Raw genomic sequence first — 16,009 nt, 5'->3', positions numbered from 1 at the left:
AAGGCGTGGTGCGGGAGGGCCGGTCAGCCCTGCTGCGGGTGGTGGGCGGGGATCGGGGGGAGCTCGCCGGTGTTCTCGTACGCCGAGAGCATCTCGATGCGGCGCGTGTGGCGCTCCTCGTTCGAGTACGGCGTGGAGAGGAAGATCTCGACGAACTTCGTGGACTCCTCGACCGTGTGCATCCGGCCGCCGATCGCGACGACGTTGGCGTCGTTGTGCTCGCGGCCGAGGGCGGCGGTCTGCTCGCTCCAGGCCAGTGCGGCGCGGACGCCCTTGACCTTGTTGGCGGCGATCTGCTCGCCGTTGCCGGAGCCGCCGATCACGATGCCGAGGCTGTCCGGGTCGGCGGCCGTCTTCTCGGCGGCCCGCAGGCAGAACGGCGGGTAGTCGTCCTGGGCGTCGTAGATGTGGGGGCCGCAGTCGACGGCCTCATGGCCGTGGGCGCCGAGCCACTCGACGAGGTGGTTCTTGAGTTCGTAGCCGGCATGGTCGGATCCGAGGTACACGCGCATGGTGCGAAGTGTGGCACGAACTCGGCGGGGCAACCGTCACGGGGCGGTCGCCGGCGGACGGAAGGCCCGATTCGATGATTCGCAGGTCTGGGCCCGGTTTTGTGTGGCGAACGCCACTCGGGCAATGATCTGGCAAACGATCCGAATGAGGGGGTTCCCCTTCCGCCTTGTATCGAGCTTGAATGCGTGGCCTTGTCTTCGCGTTCACCCCACGGGCACCACCCACGGCGGAGCAGGGCACACCCTCATGCTCGAAAACGTAAGGAATCCCCCCAATGACGTCGCAGACGACGCTGGCGAAGCCGGGCCAGGATCCCGGTGAGCCGGACCGGCCGGACTCGTCGGGCGGGCTTCAGGCCGGCCTGAAGAACCGCCACCTTTCGATGATCGCGATCGGCGGTGTGATCGGCGCCGGACTCTTCGTGGGTTCCAGCGCGGGCATCGCGGCCGCGGGCCCGGCGATTCTGCTGTCGTACGCGATGGTCGGCCTGATGGTCGTCCTCGTCATGCGGATGCTCGGCGAGATGGCCGCCGCCCGGCCCAGCTCCGGTTCCTTCTCCGCCTACGCCGACCAGGCGCTGGGCCGTTGGGCCGGTTTCTCCATCGGCTGGCTCTACTGGTTCTTCTGGGTCGTGGTGCTCGCCGTCGAGGCCACGGCCGGCGCGAAGATCCTGGAGAGCTGGATCCCGGGTGTCCCGCAGTGGGCCTGGGCACTGATCGTGATGGTCGTGCTGACCGCCACCAACCTGGTGTCGGTGGGCAGTTACGGCGAGTTCGAGTTCTGGTTCGCCGGGATCAAGGTCGTGGCGATCGGCGCGTTCGTGGTCGTCGGCTTCCTCGCGGTCTTCGGGCTGCTGCCCGGTTCGGACAACCCCGGGTCGGGTCTGGCCCATCTGACGGACACCGGCGGGTTCTTCCCCGAAGGGCCGGGCGCGATCCTGACCGGTGTGCTGATGGTCGTCTTCTCGTTCATGGGCAGCGAGATCGTGACGCTGGCCGCCGGTGAGTCGTCGGACCCGCAGCGGGCCGTCTCGAAGGCCACCAACAGCGTGATCTGGCGTATCGCCGTCTTCTACCTCGGCTCGATCTTCGTGGTGCTGACCCTGCTGCCGTGGAACGACCCGTCGATCCTGGAGAAGGGCAGCTATGTCGCCGCCCTCGACTCGATCGGGATCCCGCAGGCCGGCAACGTCATGGACTTCATCGTGCTGACGGCCGTGCTGTCCTGCCTCAACTCCGGTCTGTACACGGCCTCCCGGATGGCGTTCTCGCTCGGCGAGCGGGGTGACGCGCCGAAGTCCTTCGCCAAGGTCAACCGGCGCGGTGTGCCGCAGGCGGCGATCCTGTCCTCGGTCGTCTTCGGCTTCGTGGCGGTGTTCTTCAACTACCAGTGGCCCGACACGGTGTTCCAGTTCCTGCTGAACTCCTCCGGCGCGGTCGCGCTCTTCGTGTGGCTGGTCATCTGTTTCACCCAGCTGCGGATGCGCGGGATCATCCTGCGCGAGACCCCCGGCAAGCTGGTCGTACGGATGTGGCTCTTCCCCTACCTCACCTGGGCGACGATCGCGATGATCTCCTTCGTCCTGGTCTACATGCTGACCGACGACGCCGCGCGCGAGCAGGTCGTGCTGTCGTTGCTGGTCGCGGCGCTGGTGGTGGGCATCTCGCTGTTCCGGGAGATGCGCGGCCGCAAGGCGGTCGCCAAGTGATCCATACCTGACGGAGGCTGTCAGGTGTCCCGGGGAGGCTCCTCTGCGCACCGCCCACCACGCGAGCGAAGGAGAGCCTCCCCGCATGGTTTCCGCATCCTCCGGCCCCGCCACCTTCCGGACCGGCTTCCCGGTCCGGCCCGACCGGCTGATCGAGGCCCGTACCGCCGACGGCGTACGGGAAACGGCGAAGAGGCTCGCCGGTCTGGTCTCCCAGTACGATCCGGCGGGCCTCTTCGGAGGGCCCTACGAGGGCTGAGGGCTGGTCAGCCGCGGTGGCCCAGCAGCTTCCAGGTGGTCGGCAGGACACCCATGGCCAGTGCCGCCTTGAGGGCGTCGCCGATCAGGAACGGGGTCAGGCCGGCCGCGACGGCCGCGCTCAGCGACATCCCGGTGGACAGCGCGAGGTAGGGCACGCCGATGGCGTAGATGATCGCGGAGCCGAGCACCATCGTGCCGGCGGTGCGCAGCATCGAGCGGTCGCCGCCGCGCCGGGCGAGGGCGCCGACGACGGTGGCGGCCAGCAGCATGCCGAAGACATAGCCGAGCGACGGCATGCTCCAGCCCGAGCTGGCCTCGGCGAACCACGGCATGCCGGCCATGCCGACGAGCGCGTACAGCGCGAGCGAGAGGAAGCCGCGGCGGGCGCCCAGCGCGGTGCCGATGAGGAGCGCGGCGAAGGTCTGGCCGGTGACCGGGACCGGGGAGCCGGGGACCGGGACGGCGATCTGGGCCGCGATGCCGGTCAGGGCGGCGCCGCCGAGGACGAGGGCCGCGTCCACGGCGTAGCGGTGCCGGGCGGCGGGCAGCAGGTCGGCGAGGACCGCTCCGGAGCGGACGGGGGCGGCAGCAGTGCTCATCGGGACTCCGCGGGTGAGGGCAGGTGGGCCGGGCGGCCCCCGGCGGTCGGGGTGGGGTCGGGCTCCGCCGACGTTAGCCCACGAGTGAACGCTCGATCACCATCAGCCGCCCACAAAGCGGCGGTTGAAGGGTTGGTGGGATTCACACAAAGCCTGCGGCGCAATCACGTTCCCGCGTGACGCTCGTCACGGAGGTGGGGAGGGTGGGGTCCGTTTTGGCGGGAGAGGGACAGCGGCCTCAGACTGTAGGTTCCCCATAAATGATCCGAGAGTGAACCGCACCCATGCACGAGGCTCCCCCCACCCCTGTCGCGCCCCCCGCGCCTCCCGCCGAGCCGCTGGCGCACGGGCTCAAGCAGCGCCATCTGACGATGCTGGGGCTCGGCGGGGTGATCGGGGCCGGGCTGTTCGTCGGCTCGGGCGCCGGGATCGCGGTGGCGGGTCCCGCGATCGTCGTCTCGTATCTGATCGCGGGGGCGCTCGCGATGCTGGTGATGCGGATGCTGGGCGAGATGTCGTCCGCGATGCCCGCCTCCGGTTCGTTCTCCGTGCACGCCGAGCGGGCGCTCGGACGGTGGGCGGGGTTCAGCGTCGGCTGGCTGTACTGGTTCCTGCTGGTGGTGGTGCTCGCCGTGGAGGCGACGGCGGCCGCGCAGATCGCCCATGGCTGGGTGCCGGGTGTCGAACCGTGGGCGTGGGTGCTGCTGTTCATGGTGGTCTTCACCGCGGCGAACCTGACGGCGGTGAAGAACTTCGGCGAGTTCGAGTTCTGGTTCGCCTCCTTGAAGGTCGGCGCGATCGTCGTCTTCCTGGTGCTCGGACTGCTGGCGGTCGTCGGATGGCTCCCGGACACGGACCCGGTGGGCATGACGAACCTGACCGGCCAGGGCGGCTTCCTGCCGAACGGCTGGAGCGGGGTCGTCTCCGGGGTGCTGACCGTGGTGTTCGCCTTCGGCGGTCTGGAGGTCGTCACCATCGCCGCCGCCGAGACGGACGACCCGGCGCGCGCGGTGGGGCGGGCGGTGCGCAGCGCGGTGGTGCGCATCCTCTTCTTCTACGTCGGCTCGATGCTGGTGATCGTGACCGTGCTGCCGTGGACCGCGCAGCAGGCCGGGCTGAGCCCGTATGTGAAGGTGCTGGACGCGATCGGGGTGCCGTCGGCCGGGCAGATCATGAACATCGTGGTGTTCGTGGCGCTGCTCTCCGCGCTCAACGCCAATCTGTACGGCTCCTCCCGCATGATCTTCTCGCTGGCGGAGCGCGGGGAGGCCCCGCGCGGACTGCTGAAGGTGTCGTCCCCCGGAGCGGGGGCGGAGGGCGGGGTGCCGCGGCGGGCGGTGCTGGCGTCGGTGGCCTTCGGCTTCGTCTCCGTCCTGCTCAATCTGCTGTGGCCGGACACCGTGTTCCTCTACCTGCTCAACTCGGTCGGCGCGGTGCTGCTGTTCGTGTGGGCGCTGATCGCCGCCTCCCAACTGCGGCTGCGCGCCCGGCTGGAGCGGGAGGCCCCCGAGGCGCTCACGCTGCGGATGTGGTGGTTCCCGTATCTGACGTGGGTGACGCTGGCCGGGCTGCTCGGGGTGCTGCTGCTGATGCTGACCGACGAGGCGGCGCGGCCGCAGGTGCTGTGGTCGGCCGGGGCGACGGCGCTGGTGCTGCTGGTGGCGGTGGGGCGTCAGCGCCGGGAGCGGCGGACGGGACCGTCGGGGAGTACCGACGCCACCCTCCGGTAGGCGGGTGTGCACCTTGTGTGAGCCTGGTGACCGTATAGCGGACACCCGTTCCGTGTGAGCGGTGCTGATGCTCAGACTGTGGGCTCGTCCCCTTGTCTCGGCTACCGAACAGAGCTCGTCCATGCCCCGGACCTCCGCGTCTCCCCCCACCGCAGACTCCGCGGCCCCCGCAGGGCCCTCGGCGGACTCCGCGCTCACCCACGGCCTCAAGCAGCGCCACCTCTCGATGATCGCCCTCGGCGGGGTGATCGGCGCCGGTCTCTTCGTCGGCTCGGGCGCCGGGATCGCCGCCGCCGGACCCTCGATCATCGTCGCGTACGCGATCTCCGGGCTGCTCGTCATGATGGTGATGCGCATGCTCGGCGAGATGTCGGCCGCCAATCCGGCGTCCGGCTCCTTCTCCGTGCACGCCGAGCGGGCGATCGGCCCGTGGGCCGGGTTCACGGCGGGCTGGTCCTTCTGGTTCCTGCTCTGCGTCGCCGTGGGCCTGGAGGGCATCGGGGCCGCGCAGATCGTCAGCGGCTGGCTGCCGGGGACACCGGAGTGGGCCTGGGTCGCGCTGTTCATGGTGATCTTCCTGGGCACCAACCTGGCCGCCGTGAAGAACTTCGGTGAGTTCGAGTTCTGGTTCGCCGCGCTCAAGGTCATCGCGATCACGCTGTTCCTGGTGCTCGGCCTGCTGGCGATCCTCGGCGTGCTGCCGGACACGGACGCGCCCGGCCTGTCCAACCTCACGGGCGACGGAGGCTTCCTGCCCCAGGGCACGGACGGCTTCATCATCGGACTCCTCGCCTCCGTCTTCGCGTACGGCGGTCTGGAGACCGTCACCATCGCGGCGGCCGAGTCCGAGAACCCGGTGCAGGGCGTCGCGAAGGCGGTCCGTACGGCGATGTGGCGCATCGCGGTCTTCTACATCGGCTCGATGGCGGTCATCGTCACGCTGGTGCCCTGGGACGACCCGAAGGTCGCCGAGGTCGGCCCCTTCTACGCCATGCTCGACCACCTGGGCATCGGCAGCGCCGCGCAGATCATGAACGTGGTCATCCTCATCGCGCTGCTCTCCGCGATGAACGCCAACATCTACGGCGCTTCCCGCATGGCCCGGTCGCTGGTCGCCCGGGGCCAGGGCCCGGCCGTGCTCGGCCGGATCTCGTCCGGGGTGCCGCGCAACGCCGTGCTGTTCTCCTCGGTGTTCGGGTTCCTGTGCGTGCTGCTCAGCTACTGGCGGCCGGACGACGTCTTCCCCTGGCTGCTGAACATGATCGGCGCGGTGATCCTGGTGGTGTGGATCTTCATCGCCGCCTCCCAGCTGATCCTGCGCGGCCGCACGGAGCGCGAGGCTCCGGAGAGGCTGGTCGTGCGGATGTGGTTCTTCCCCGTCGGCACGATCGTCGCCCTGGCGGCCATGGTGGGCATCTTCCTGCTGATGCTGCGCCAGCCGGACACCCGTGACCAGCTGCTGGCCACCGGAGCGCTGACGGTGGTGCTGATCGCTATCGGCCTCGTACGGCAGCGGCGGCGGGCCGACGACGCCGGTACGGCCGGGATCCCGGCCCAGCGGAAGTAGCTCCCGCACAGCCGTACGGCAGCGCACGGCCATCCGGCAGCGGTTCCCGCACGGCCTCTACGAACGCCGGGCTCCTCCTCGTACGATCGGGGCGGAGCCCGGCGTTTCGGCGTTCGGCGTTCCGGTGTGTGGTTCCGGCGCTGCGTGCACCCGTGGCCAACAGGACATCGCGGGGCCGGGCACCGTACGCCGGGCCGTCATCCGCCCTCGCTTCCGTGGTGGCTCCATCCACACGAGGAGCCGTCATGTCCGTTGCCCCCAGGCGTCGTTCGATCCTCCTGGCCACCGCCGCCGTCACCGCGGCGGCCACCGCCCCGGCCGTCGCCTCCTCCTCCACCGCCGCCGCCGAGCGTCGCCCGCAGCGGCCCACCTGGCCCCTGGTCATCGGGCATCGCGGGGCGGCGGGCTGGCGGCCCGAGCACACCGCCGACGCGTACACCTATGCCGTGCGGGCCGGGGCCGACTGGATCGAGCCGGACCTCGTACCGACGAAGGACCATGTGCTGGTCGTGCGGCACGAGAACGAGATCGGCGGGACGACGGACGTGGCCGGCCGCCCGGAGTTCGCGGACCGCCGCACCACGAAGACGGTCGACGGCAAGGCGGTGACCGGCTGGTTCACCGAGGACTTCACGCTGCGCGAGCTGCGGACGCTGCGGACGGTGGAGCGGCTTCCGCTGGTCCGCGACCGCAACACGGTCTTCGACGGGCGGGGCCGGGTGATGACGTTCCAGGAGGTCGTGGACCTGGCCCGGCGGCTGTCGCGGGAGTCGGGCCGGCGGATCGCGGTGTTCCCGGAGACGAAGCACCCGACGTACTTCCGCTCGATCGGGCTGCCGCTGGAGGAGGAGTTGATCCGGGTGATCCGCCGCAACCGGCTGACCGCCCGGGACTGCGTCGTCCAGTCCTTCGAGCCCACGAGCCTGCGCCGGGTGGCCGCCGCGCGCCTCGGGCTCCCGCTGTGGCAGGCGCTGGGCACCAGCGGCGGCCCGTACGGGCACGAGCTCACCTACCGGGACATGATGACCCCGGCCGGCCTGCGCGAGATCGCCTCGTACGCGGAGTGGATCGGCCCGGACAAGTCCTCGGTCGTCCCGCCGAACACCCTGCTGGCGGACGCCCACGCGGCGGGCCTGAAGGTCGGCGCGTACACCTTCCGGGCGGAGAACCGGTACCTCCCGGCCACGTACCGCCGGGGCACCGACGCCAACGCCTTCGGTGACGCGTTCGCGGAGTACGCCTTCCACTACGGGCAGGGCGTGGACGCGGTGGTGACGGACTTCCCGGACATCGCGGTGCAGGCCAGGGACGATCTGCGGGGGTAGCAGGGGTGGCTCGTCGCCGGGCGGGCCCGGCCGACGTCGCCGGCGCCACTCCCGGTCGGGGGCCTGGGAGGACCTGTCGTCGAACTGCCGTCTGCCGGGCGACGACGGCAGTTCGACGACAGTCCTAGCCCACGTCCCCGGTGCCGCCCTCGGCCGGCGCCGCGCCGGGCCGTTCCCCGCCGGGCCGGACGGGACCGGCCGCGGCGCGGATGCTCTCCCGCGCGGCCTCCGCGACCGCCCGGGGCGTGATGCCGAACTCCTCGTACAGGCGCTCGTAGGCGGCGGACGCGCCGAAGTGCTCCAGGCCGACCATGCGCCCCGCGTCCCCCACCACATCCCGCCAGCCCTGGGTGACGGCCGCCTCGACGCTCACCCGGGCCCGGACGGCGGGCGGCAGGACCTCGTCCTGGTAGGCGTACGGCTGCTCGGCGAACCACTCGCGGCAGGGCAGCGAGACCACCCGCGCGTCGACCCCGTCGGCGGCCAGCAACGCCCGTGCCTCCAGGGCGATATGGACCTCGGAGCCGGTGCCGATGAGGATGACGTCGGGCGTCCCGCCGCGACGGTCGGCGAGCACGTAGCCGCCCCGGGCGGCCCCTTCGGCGGAGGCGTACGCACCGTCGCCCCCGCCGCGCTCCAGGACGGGCAACGGCTGCCGGGTCAGGGCGAGGCCGGCGGGCCGGTCGTGGTGTTCCAGGACGGTGCGCCAGCAGACGGAGGTCTCGTTCGCGTCGGCGGGCCTTACGACGTCGAGGCCGGGAATCGCGCGGAGTGCGGCCAGTTGCTCGACGGGCTGGTGGGTGGGGCCGTCCTCGCCGAGTCCGATGGAGTCATGGGTCCAGACGTAGGTGACCGGCAGCTTCATCAGGGCGGCGAGGCGGACGGCCGGGCGCATGTAGTCGCTGAAGATCAGGAACGTACCGCCGTAGGGCCGGGTGAGGCTCTGGAGCGCGATGCCGTTGAGGATCGCGCCCATGGCGTGCTCGCGGATGCCGAAGTGGAGCGTGCGGCCGTAGGGGTCGCCGGGAAACTCGCCGGTCTGCTTGCGCTCCGGTACGAAGGACGGCTCGCCCTCCATGGTGGTGTTGTTGCTCCCCGCGAGGTCGGCCGAGCCGCCCCACAGTTCGGGCAGCACGGGGGCCAGCGCGGTGAGCACATCGCCGGAGGCCTTGCGGGTGGCGATGCCCTTGGGGTCGGCGCCGAAGACGGGCAGGCTCTCGGCCCAGCCCTCCGGAAGCCGCTGTTCCCGCAGCCGGTCGAGGAGTGCGGCGCGCTCGGGGTGGGCGGCGCGCCACACCTGGTAGCGGGGCTCCCAGGCGCGGTGGGCCGCGGCCCCGCGCTCGACGACCGCACGGGCGTGCTCCAGTACGTCGTCCTCGACGGTGAAGTCGGCGTCCGGGTCGAAGCCGAGCAGCTTCTTGGTGGCGGCGACCTCGTCGTCGCCGAGCGCGGAGCCGTGGGCCTTGCCGGTGTTCTGCTTGGTGGGCGCGGGCCAGCCGATGATCGTGCGCAGGACGATCAGTGAGGGCCGGCCGCGCTCGCTCTTCGCGGCCTCGACGGCGGCGAGCAGGGCGTCGACGTCCTCGACGTAGTCGCCGGTCCGGGTGAAGTCGACCGTCTGGACGTGCCAGTCGTACGCGGCGTAGCGGGCGGCGACGTCCTCGCTGAAGGAGATGTCGGTGTCGTCCTCGATGGAGATGTGGTTGGAGTCGTAGAAGACGATCAGGTTTCCGAGCTCCTGATGCCCCGCCAGCGAACTGGCCTCGGACGTCACGCCCTCCATCAGGTCGCCGTCGGAGGCGACGACGTACACATGGTGATCGAAGGGGCTGGTGCCGGCGGGCGCGTCGGGGTCGAGGAGGCCGCGCTCGCGCCGGGCCGCCATGGCCATGCCGACGGCGGAGGCGAGCCCCTGCCCGAGCGGCCCGGTGGTGATCTCGACGCCCCGGGTGTGGCGGTACTCGGGGTGGCCGGGGGTGGTGGAGCCCCAGGTGCGCAGCGCCTTCAGGTCGTCCAGCTCCATCCCGTACCCGCTCAGGTAGAGCTGGATGTAGAGGGTGAGGCTGGAGTGGCCGCAGGAGAGCACGAAGCGGTCCCGGCCGAGCCACCGGTCGTCGGCCGGGTCGTGCCGCATCACCTGTTGGAACAGCAGATACGCCAGCGGGGCCAGGCTCATCGCGGTGCCCGGGTGGCCGTGGCCCGCCTTCTGCACGGCGTCGGCCGCCAGCGCACGCACGGTGTCGACGGCGCGGACGTCGAGCGGCCCCCAGCCGGCCGCGTCCGCGAGGGGCGGGGCGAGTCGCGGATCGCGGCCACGGGCATCGCGACCGCCTTCGGCATCGGTCGGGCCGTTCGGGCCGTTCGGCGCTTCGGTGGGTGCCATCGAGTCCTCCTGATCGGTGGGGCCGTCGAAGGAGCAAATCACTTCTTCGGGGCAAAACGGAGGAGGAACGGCGGCACAGGTCCAGGACCTGTCGTCAAGCTGCCGTCGTCGCCCGGCAGGCGGCAGCTTGACGACAGGTCCTAGGCCGAAGGGCTGATCACTTCGGAACACTCCTGCTGTTAGCCTGCTTCTGCACATAGATTGCAATAACAACTGGACGGCATTCCCAGCAGTCGGAGGGCTCGCATCATGGCCACGTACACGCTCCCGGAACTCCCGTACGACTACGCGGCGCTCGAACCGGTCATCAATCCGCAGATCATCGAGCTGCACCACGACAAGCACCACGCCGCATACGTCAAGGGCGCGAACGACACCCTGGAGCAGCTGGAAGAGGCCCGCGACAAGGAGGCCTGGGGCGCGATCAACGGCCTTCAGAAGAACCTCGCGTTCCACCTCTCCGGCCACATCCTGCACTCGATCTACTGGCACAACATGACCGGCGACGGCGGCGGCGAGCCCCTCGCGGCGGACGGCGTGGGCGACCTCGCCGACGCGATCACCGAGTCCTTCGGCTCCTACGCGGGCTTCAAGTCCCAGCTGACGAAGGCCGCCGCCACCACCCAGGGTTCCGGCTGGGGCGTGCTCGCGTACGAGCCCGTGAGCGGCAAGCTGATCGTCGAGCAGGTCTACGACCACCAGGGCAACGTCGGCCAGGGCTCGGTCCCGATCCTGGTCTTCGACGCCTGGGAGCACGCCTTCTACCTGCAGTACAAGAACCAGAAGGTGGACTTCATCGAGGCGATGTGGCAGGTCGTCAACTGGCAGGACGTGGCGAAGCGTTACGCCGCGGCCAAGGAGCGCGTGGACGTGCTGCTGCTCGCCCCCTGACCCGATGTGACGTGACGCCGGCGCACCACAGACGTCCTGCCTCGTGATCGTCTTCTCAACCTTCACCACGGCAGGCGGATGAAAGAAGAGCCCCCGCGAGGACGTGACTCGCGGGGGCTCTTCCATGGCGACCATTTAGCTGTTTAGCTCATGTGCTAAACATGCATCCATGGAATCACGCGCCCTTCCGGCCGACGAAGAAGCGAGCGCCTTCCGCGCGCTCGCCGACCCCACCCGCCGTCAGATCCTGGAGGATCTGCGCGACGGAGAGCTGGCCGCCGGGGAGATCGCGAGCCGGTTCTCGATCAGCGCCCCGTCCATCTCGCGCCATCTGGGCGTTCTCAAGGGCGCCGGGCTCGTCACCGAGCGCCGGGACGCCAACCGCATCCTCTACTCGCTGGCCGAGGAACGGCTCGCCCTGTGCGTGGGCCGTTTCCTCAGCACGGTCTGCCCCGAGCAGATCGTGCTGCGCAACACCAAGTGGCGCTCCGCAACGGAAGGCGACGCCTCATGATCAGGTCCCGGCTCTCCAGCGTCATCGAACGCCGCCTCCTGATGAACTACCGGGTCGACCCGTACATCGCGGCGGCCCTGCTGCCCGCGCCGCTGCGCCCCCAGTTGGTGCGCGGCCAGGCGGTGGCCGGCATCTGTCTGCTCCGGATCGGCGGCGTCCGCCCCGGCTGGGCCCCGGCCGTGACCGGTCTGACCAGCGAGAACGCGGCGCACCGGATCTCCGTCGAGTGGGACGGGCCGGACGGCGTCGAGCGCGGCGTCTACATCCCGCGCCGCGACACCGCCTCCCGCGTCAACGCCTTCGCGGGCGGCCGGATCTACCCGGGCGAGCACGGCCGCGCGGACTTCACGGTGCGGGAGGAGGCCGACTCCGTACGGGTGGCCTTCGCGACCCGGGACGGCGAGGTGGCGGTCGACGCGACCGTGGAGCCGGCCGGGGAACTGCACGGCAGCGGGCTGTTCGCGGACCTGGCGGAGGCGTCGGAGTTCTTCCGCCTCGGCAGCCGGGGCCTCTCCCCCAACGCCGTGGGCACGCACCTGGATGTCCTCGAACTGTCCACGGACGCCTGGAAGGTGACGGCGGGCCGGCCCCGAACCGTACGCTCCTCGTTCTTCGAGGACCTGGACCGTTTCCCGCCGGGCAGCGCGGTGCTGGACAGCGCGCTGGTGATGCGGGGCGTGGCGGCGGACTGGTCGCAGGGGGAGCCGTTCCGGCTGGGGTGCGGGGCGGGGCCGGGGCCGGGGCCGGGGCCGGGGCGGAAAATACCGGCGGTTCGGCGGGCCCGGATGCCACGATGACGTCATGAGTTCTGCCCCCGCCCCCGCGCCCGTCCCGGCGGACCCGACCGTCCTGCACCCGATGCCCGGCCAGCCGCGCGTGGTGCAGCTGAAGCCGCTGGTCACCTCGCCGCTGGTGGAGGTCGGCGACTACGCGTACTACGACGACCCCGAGCACGCCACGGAGTTCGAGACCCGGAACGTGCTCTACCACTACGGCCCGGAGCGCCTGGTGATCGGGAAGTTCTGCGCGCTGGGTACCGGGGTGCGGTTCATCATGAACGGCTCCAACCACCGTATGGACGGCCCGTCCACCTTCCCGTTCCCGACCCTCGGCGGCTCCTGGGCCGACCACTTCGACCTGCTCACGGACCTCCCCAACCGGGGCGACACCGTGATCGGCAACGACGTCTGGATCGGCTACGAGGCGGTGATCATGCCGGGCGTCCGCATCGGGCACGGCGCGATCGTCAGCTCGCGGTCGGTGGTCGTCTCGGACGTCCCGGACTACGGCATCGTCGGCGGCAACCCGGCGCGCCTGATCCGTACCCGGTACGAGGAGACGGACATCGCGCGCCTGCTGGCGGTGGCCTGGTGGGACTGGCCGGCGGAGCACCTGACGCGCCACATCCGTACGGTGATGTCGGGCACGGTGGCGGAGCTGGAGGCGGCGGCGCCAAAGGCGGAATAGGGCGGGCCGCTGTCTAGGCTGACAGGCGTGCGGAACGAGCTCACCCACGAGGGCAACACCTCCATCAACTTCCGGAACTACAGGTTCCAGGATGCGAGGTCGGCCGCCTTCCGGTGGGTCGACGTCAAGCGGCTGCGGTTCGCCGCGGCGCCGGCCGACGATACGGAGCTGCTCACCGCGCTCATCGGGCATGAGCAGTTCCGGGACGACCACGCGGGCGGCGGAGTGCAGGCGGACGGGCTCCGGCACGGCCCGTACGGGGTGGAAGCGGTGACTCCGGACGCGTACGGAAGCGTCGGCCGGGAGGAGAGCGACCTCGTCCTGCGGGAGTGGGCGAACCAGTTCGAGGACGTGCCCGCCGATCTGGCAACGGATCTGCGGCGAGAGGTGTTCGGCCGGCTGGCCGCAGCCGAGCGCATCTACTACCTGAGCGAGCTCGACGGTGAGGCGGTCCACGACTGGGGCGGTGTGCACAGCGACTTCCACGAGTCCGTGCTCATCGACCGGTCGGCAGGGCGGTTGACCCTGCTCGTCGCGGCCGACGACTGAAGCGCGGCGCCACGTCGCCCCAGGGCCGCACCAGTCCGAGCGTGAGGTACGAGGCGGCCTCGGCGACCGCACCGATCAGCAGCACGGAACGACGCGGAGACCGCCCGGTTGTACGCCGGGACCGCGAATCCGCACCGCTCCTACGATCTCTACGAGAGCGTGGGGTCCGGCGTCGGAACGAGTACGTCCGCTACCGGAGCCGATCGGAGGCTGACGGGGATGCCCGGGGCGGCGTGCCGGGAGTTGCACCTTCCGTAGCGGTATGTGGTCCGGTGGTCTCCTGCCCCGCCCCACCGAGAGAGGCCCTTCTCATGCATGTGTCCTTCGTACCGCCACGCCGGGTCAAGATCGGTGACGCGGCGGCCTTCGTCGGCACCACACCGCGGGCGATCCGTCACTACCACGAGATCGGCCTGCTCCCCGAGCCCGAGCGAGGCAGCGACGACCGCCGCCGCTACGGGTACGAGGACATGATCCGGCTCCTGTGGATCCGCAGGACGGCCGACGCCGGAATCGCCCTGGACGACATCCGCGACGCCTTCGCCGACCCGGCTTCCGCCGGTGCCGACAGCGACGACGGCATCGCGGGCATCCTGGAACGGCTGGAGGAAGCCCTCGTCGCCCAGGAAGCGGAACTGCGGCGGCAGCGAACCGCCGTGCAGCGCATGCGCACCGAAGGCAGCAGGACGGGCCTGCTCTCCGACTTCGTCACCGATCGCCTCAAGGGCCTGCCCGAGGGCTCCCTGCGCCAGGCGGACCTGGACAGCCTGCTGGTCACCGAGCGGATCTTCGGCCCGCTCGGTGCGGCCGTCCAGGCCGGCCGTTTCATCGCCCTGGCCACCCACCCGGATCTGCGGGAGGAGTCCGACCGCGTCGACGCCGCCGAGGAAGCACTCGACGACACGGTCGCCGTCGATGACCCCCGCGTGGCCCAGGTGGCCGCCGAACGGCACGCCTTCGAAAAGACACTGCACGCTGTCATCGAGGATTCCGGCCTGGCGGAGGACGACGACGCGCTCTTCGACGCCTGGGACGCGCTGCACCCCGCTACCGCCGATGAGGACGAACCCGAGGCCGGGCAAGGCTCCGGCGGGCGGCACGAGTCCATGAGCGCATACGAAGCCATCGGCAGGATGCCCTACGACTTCTCCCCCGCCCGCCTGCGCTGCATGGAACTGGCGGGAGAACTCGCCGCCCACGAGCCACCCGCTTCCTGACACCAAGGCGATTGGCCGACAACGTCCCTCATAGTCATGGTTCCTGACGTTCCGACGGAAGCGGCACCCGCGTCTCACCGACGCCGCCTACGCTGACTCGTTCCCGGGTCCGACCAGGGGCCGGGGTGTCGCGAGGGGAGAAGCGATCGCGGGGGAACTGAACGGCAGGACCGCGCTGGTGACGGGTGGCTCGCGAGGGATCGGGCGGGCGGTCGCTCTGCGGCTCGCCGGGGAAGGGGCGTTGGTCGCGGTCCACTACGGCGGGAACGAAGCGGCCGCCGCCGAGACCGTGGCGCGGATCGCCGAGGCCGGTGGGCGGGCGTTCGCGGTGGGGCCCTGTTCGGGAATGCCGCCACGCCGGTCGTGCGGAGCCTAGGACGACCCCGGCAGCCGGGACCAGAAGTGGTCGACGATGTTCTCGACGTAGCGGCGGCCGTCCTCGCCCGACGCGGTGGTGCCGCCCGCCCGGCTCAGGGTGGCCGTCATGAGTGCCTGGTAGTCCTGTTGCATGGCGGCCAACGGGGCCTTCAGGTCACGGCGGTCCATGGAGATGAGCTTGGCGATGGCACGGATGTGCGCCTGCCAGCGGGTGGAGACCGCCTCGGCGAGGAGGCGGGCCAGCTCCTCCTCCAGCCTGGTGATGGCGATGAAGTCGCGTGGGGGCAGGGCGAGGACCTCGCCCAGCCTGACGGACTGCCGTTTGTCGCCGTCCCACTGACCGGCTTCCTCCATGGCCAGGTACGCGCCGTGGGAGAGGCCGGTGGCGCGGGCGACCTCCTCGGCCGAGATGCCGCGCGCGATGCGGTGTTCGAGCAGGGTGCGCGGCCGCCCCATGAGCTCACTGGGCTGACACCACAACGCGGCCGCGAGAGCGGTGAGTTCGGTCGCGTCCGGCACATGGGTCCCGCGTTCCCAAGCGACCACGTGCTCGGGGCTGACGTGTGTGGTGCCGAAGGACGCGCGCATGCCGTAGGCGACGTGGCCGGGCGCCATCCCGAGCTTCTCGCGCAAGGCGCGCGCTGCCCGCGCGTTGAAGGGGAGTGGTGGGTGCACATACGGAGCGTAGGGGAGCTGTCACCGACACTTCCATGCCCACTGTCGGCTGCCTGCCGGTTTGACGGAAAAGGTCGCCACCGATTCCGTAGGAAGCCACAGGGCCGAAAAGGTACCAACTGCGCGCTCTACGCGGGTAGTTGCGCTCCTGTCGCCGCCGCGTATGATCCGCTCGCAAGGTGCCGCAATGTTGCGTTCGCACAGTGCCTGCCGTTCCTGTCGGGCAGCACCG

15 protein-coding genes and 2 pseudogenes are annotated in these 16,009 nt (G+C 70.8%); 13 read left to right on the top strand and 4 right to left on the bottom strand.

The window, feature by feature from the left end; translation table 11 throughout:
* Positions 1-23: 23 nt before the first annotated feature.
* A complete protein-coding gene (locus AC0VY3_RS07055) occupies positions 24-512 on the bottom strand; it encodes a ribose-5-phosphate isomerase (protein ID WP_030077742.1) in 489 nt (162 codons plus the stop codon).
* Between the two features lie 275 nt (positions 513-787).
* Here AC0VY3_RS07055 and AC0VY3_RS07050 point away from each other — a divergent pair, with 275 nt between their 5' ends.
* Together AC0VY3_RS07050 and AC0VY3_RS07045 are read left to right on the top strand one after the other, a co-directional pair.
* The gene (locus AC0VY3_RS07050; protein WP_103513171.1) at positions 788-2,221 is read left to right on the top strand and encodes an amino acid permease; all 1,434 of its coding nucleotides are present in this window, start codon (positions 788-790) and stop codon (positions 2,219-2,221) included.
* An 85-nt stretch (positions 2,222-2,306) separates the two neighbouring features.
* On the top strand, positions 2,307-2,480 hold the full coding sequence (locus AC0VY3_RS07045) for a hypothetical protein (RefSeq protein ID WP_181011151.1): 174 nt from the start codon (positions 2,307-2,309) through the stop codon (positions 2,478-2,480).
* A gap of 7 nt (positions 2,481-2,487) precedes the next feature.
* Here the strand turns inward: AC0VY3_RS07045 and AC0VY3_RS07040 are convergent, their stop codons facing one another.
* Positions 2,488-3,081 (bottom strand): biotin transporter BioY, encoded by a 594-nt coding sequence (locus tag AC0VY3_RS07040; protein WP_103513172.1) that lies wholly within the window; start codon positions 3,079-3,081, stop codon positions 2,488-2,490.
* A gap of 284 nt (positions 3,082-3,365) precedes the next feature.
* Between AC0VY3_RS07040 and AC0VY3_RS07035 the strand changes: the two genes are divergently transcribed.
* The 3 genes from AC0VY3_RS07035 to AC0VY3_RS07025 all read left to right on the top strand — a co-directional run bounded on the left by AC0VY3_RS07035 (position 3,366) and on the right by AC0VY3_RS07025 (position 7,703).
* A complete protein-coding gene (locus tag AC0VY3_RS07035; RefSeq protein WP_103513173.1) occupies positions 3,366-4,811 on the top strand; it encodes an amino acid permease in 1,446 nt (481 codons plus the stop codon).
* A 121-nt stretch (positions 4,812-4,932) separates the two neighbouring features.
* Positions 4,933-6,378, top strand: a complete 1,446-nt coding sequence (locus AC0VY3_RS07030; protein ID WP_103513174.1) for an amino acid permease — start codon at positions 4,933-4,935, stop codon at positions 6,376-6,378.
* 245 nt (positions 6,379-6,623) lie between these two features.
* The gene (locus tag AC0VY3_RS07025) at positions 6,624-7,703 is read left to right on the top strand and encodes a glycerophosphodiester phosphodiesterase family protein (RefSeq protein ID WP_103513175.1); all 1,080 of its coding nucleotides are present in this window, start codon (positions 6,624-6,626) and stop codon (positions 7,701-7,703) included.
* Between the two features lie 124 nt (positions 7,704-7,827).
* Here AC0VY3_RS07025 and tkt read toward each other — a convergent pair whose 3' ends face one another.
* The gene (gene tkt / locus AC0VY3_RS07020; RefSeq protein ID WP_475549221.1) at positions 7,828-10,086 is read right to left on the bottom strand and encodes a transketolase; all 2,259 of its coding nucleotides are present in this window, start codon (positions 10,084-10,086) and stop codon (positions 7,828-7,830) included.
* 249 nt (positions 10,087-10,335) lie between these two features.
* Between tkt and AC0VY3_RS07015 the strand changes: the two genes are divergently transcribed.
* The 8 genes and pseudogenes from AC0VY3_RS07015 to AC0VY3_RS06980 all read left to right on the top strand — a co-directional run.
* Positions 10,336-10,977, top strand: coding sequence for a superoxide dismutase (locus AC0VY3_RS07015; protein WP_006124434.1), 642 nt, complete (start codon positions 10,336-10,338; stop codon positions 10,975-10,977).
* Positions 10,978-11,146: 169 nt separating this feature from the next.
* Positions 11,147-11,491, top strand: a complete 345-nt coding sequence (locus AC0VY3_RS07010; protein WP_103513177.1) for a metalloregulator ArsR/SmtB family transcription factor — start codon at positions 11,147-11,149, stop codon at positions 11,489-11,491.
* On the top strand, positions 11,488-12,288 hold the full coding sequence (locus AC0VY3_RS07005; protein WP_475549220.1) for a DUF2071 domain-containing protein: 801 nt from the start codon (positions 11,488-11,490) through the stop codon (positions 12,286-12,288). The genes AC0VY3_RS07010 and AC0VY3_RS07005 overlap by 4 nt, the downstream gene beginning before the upstream one ends.
* Before the next feature lie 4 nt (positions 12,289-12,292).
* Entirely contained in the window at positions 12,293-12,958 is a 666-nt protein-coding gene (locus tag AC0VY3_RS07000; protein ID WP_103513178.1) for a CatB-related O-acetyltransferase, read from the top strand.
* Positions 12,959-12,985: 27 nt separating this feature from the next.
* A complete protein-coding gene (locus tag AC0VY3_RS06995; protein WP_103513179.1) occupies positions 12,986-13,507 on the top strand; it encodes a hypothetical protein in 522 nt (173 codons plus the stop codon).
* Positions 13,508-13,600: 93 nt separating this feature from the next.
* A pseudogene (locus AC0VY3_RS06990) lies at positions 13,601-13,704 on the top strand (GNAT family N-acetyltransferase); the annotation flags it as partial.
* 114 nt (positions 13,705-13,818) lie between these two features.
* The gene (locus AC0VY3_RS06985) at positions 13,819-14,724 is read left to right on the top strand and encodes a MerR family transcriptional regulator (RefSeq protein ID WP_103513193.1); all 906 of its coding nucleotides are present in this window, start codon (positions 13,819-13,821) and stop codon (positions 14,722-14,724) included.
* A gap of 145 nt (positions 14,725-14,869) precedes the next feature.
* A pseudogene (locus AC0VY3_RS06980) lies at positions 14,870-15,070 on the top strand (SDR family NAD(P)-dependent oxidoreductase); the annotation flags it as partial.
* Positions 15,071-15,096: 26 nt separating this feature from the next.
* Here the strand turns inward: AC0VY3_RS06980 and AC0VY3_RS06975 are convergent.
* Positions 15,097-15,717 (bottom strand): helix-turn-helix domain-containing protein, encoded by a 621-nt coding sequence (locus tag AC0VY3_RS06975; protein WP_103513180.1) that lies wholly within the window; start codon positions 15,715-15,717, stop codon positions 15,097-15,099.
* Positions 15,718-16,009: the final 292 nt, after the last annotated feature.

The organism is Streptomyces sp. iso_384, from assembly GCF_056172905.1.
Note: the sequence above shows the minus strand (reverse complement) of the source record. Positions and strands in the feature narration are given on the sequence as shown.

Bases quoted from the DNA above. Each gene is read 5' to 3' on its own strand.
- AC0VY3_RS07030 (WP_103513174.1), top strand. From the start codon at position 4,933: ATGCCCCGGACCTCCGCGTCTCCCCCCACCGCAGACTCCGCGGCCCCC.
- AC0VY3_RS07045 (WP_181011151.1), top strand. From the start codon at position 2,307: ATGGTTTCCGCATCCTCCGGCCCCGCCACCTTCCGGACCGGCTTCCCG.
- tkt (WP_475549221.1), bottom strand. From the start codon at position 10,086: ATGGCACCCACCGAAGCGCCGAACGGCCCGAACGGCCCGACCGATGCC.
- AC0VY3_RS07015 (WP_006124434.1), top strand. From the start codon at position 10,336: ATGGCCACGTACACGCTCCCGGAACTCCCGTACGACTACGCGGCGCTC.
- AC0VY3_RS07000 (WP_103513178.1), top strand. From the start codon at position 12,293: ATGAGTTCTGCCCCCGCCCCCGCGCCCGTCCCGGCGGACCCGACCGTC.
- AC0VY3_RS07040 (WP_103513172.1), bottom strand. From the start codon at position 3,081: ATGAGCACTGCTGCCGCCCCCGTCCGCTCCGGAGCGGTCCTCGCCGAC.
- AC0VY3_RS07050 (WP_103513171.1), top strand. From the start codon at position 788: ATGACGTCGCAGACGACGCTGGCGAAGCCGGGCCAGGATCCCGGTGAG.
- AC0VY3_RS06985 (WP_103513193.1), top strand. From the start codon at position 13,819: ATGCATGTGTCCTTCGTACCGCCACGCCGGGTCAAGATCGGTGACGCG.
- AC0VY3_RS06975 (WP_103513180.1), bottom strand. From the start codon at position 15,717: ATGGCGCCCGGCCACGTCGCCTACGGCATGCGCGCGTCCTTCGGCACC.
- AC0VY3_RS07005 (WP_475549220.1), top strand. From the start codon at position 11,488: ATGATCAGGTCCCGGCTCTCCAGCGTCATCGAACGCCGCCTCCTGATG.
- AC0VY3_RS07055 (WP_030077742.1), bottom strand. From the start codon at position 512: ATGCGCGTGTACCTCGGATCCGACCATGCCGGCTACGAACTCAAGAAC.
- AC0VY3_RS07025 (WP_103513175.1), top strand. From the start codon at position 6,624: ATGTCCGTTGCCCCCAGGCGTCGTTCGATCCTCCTGGCCACCGCCGCC.
- AC0VY3_RS07035 (WP_103513173.1), top strand. From the start codon at position 3,366: ATGCACGAGGCTCCCCCCACCCCTGTCGCGCCCCCCGCGCCTCCCGCC.
- AC0VY3_RS07010 (WP_103513177.1), top strand. From the start codon at position 11,147: ATGGAATCACGCGCCCTTCCGGCCGACGAAGAAGCGAGCGCCTTCCGC.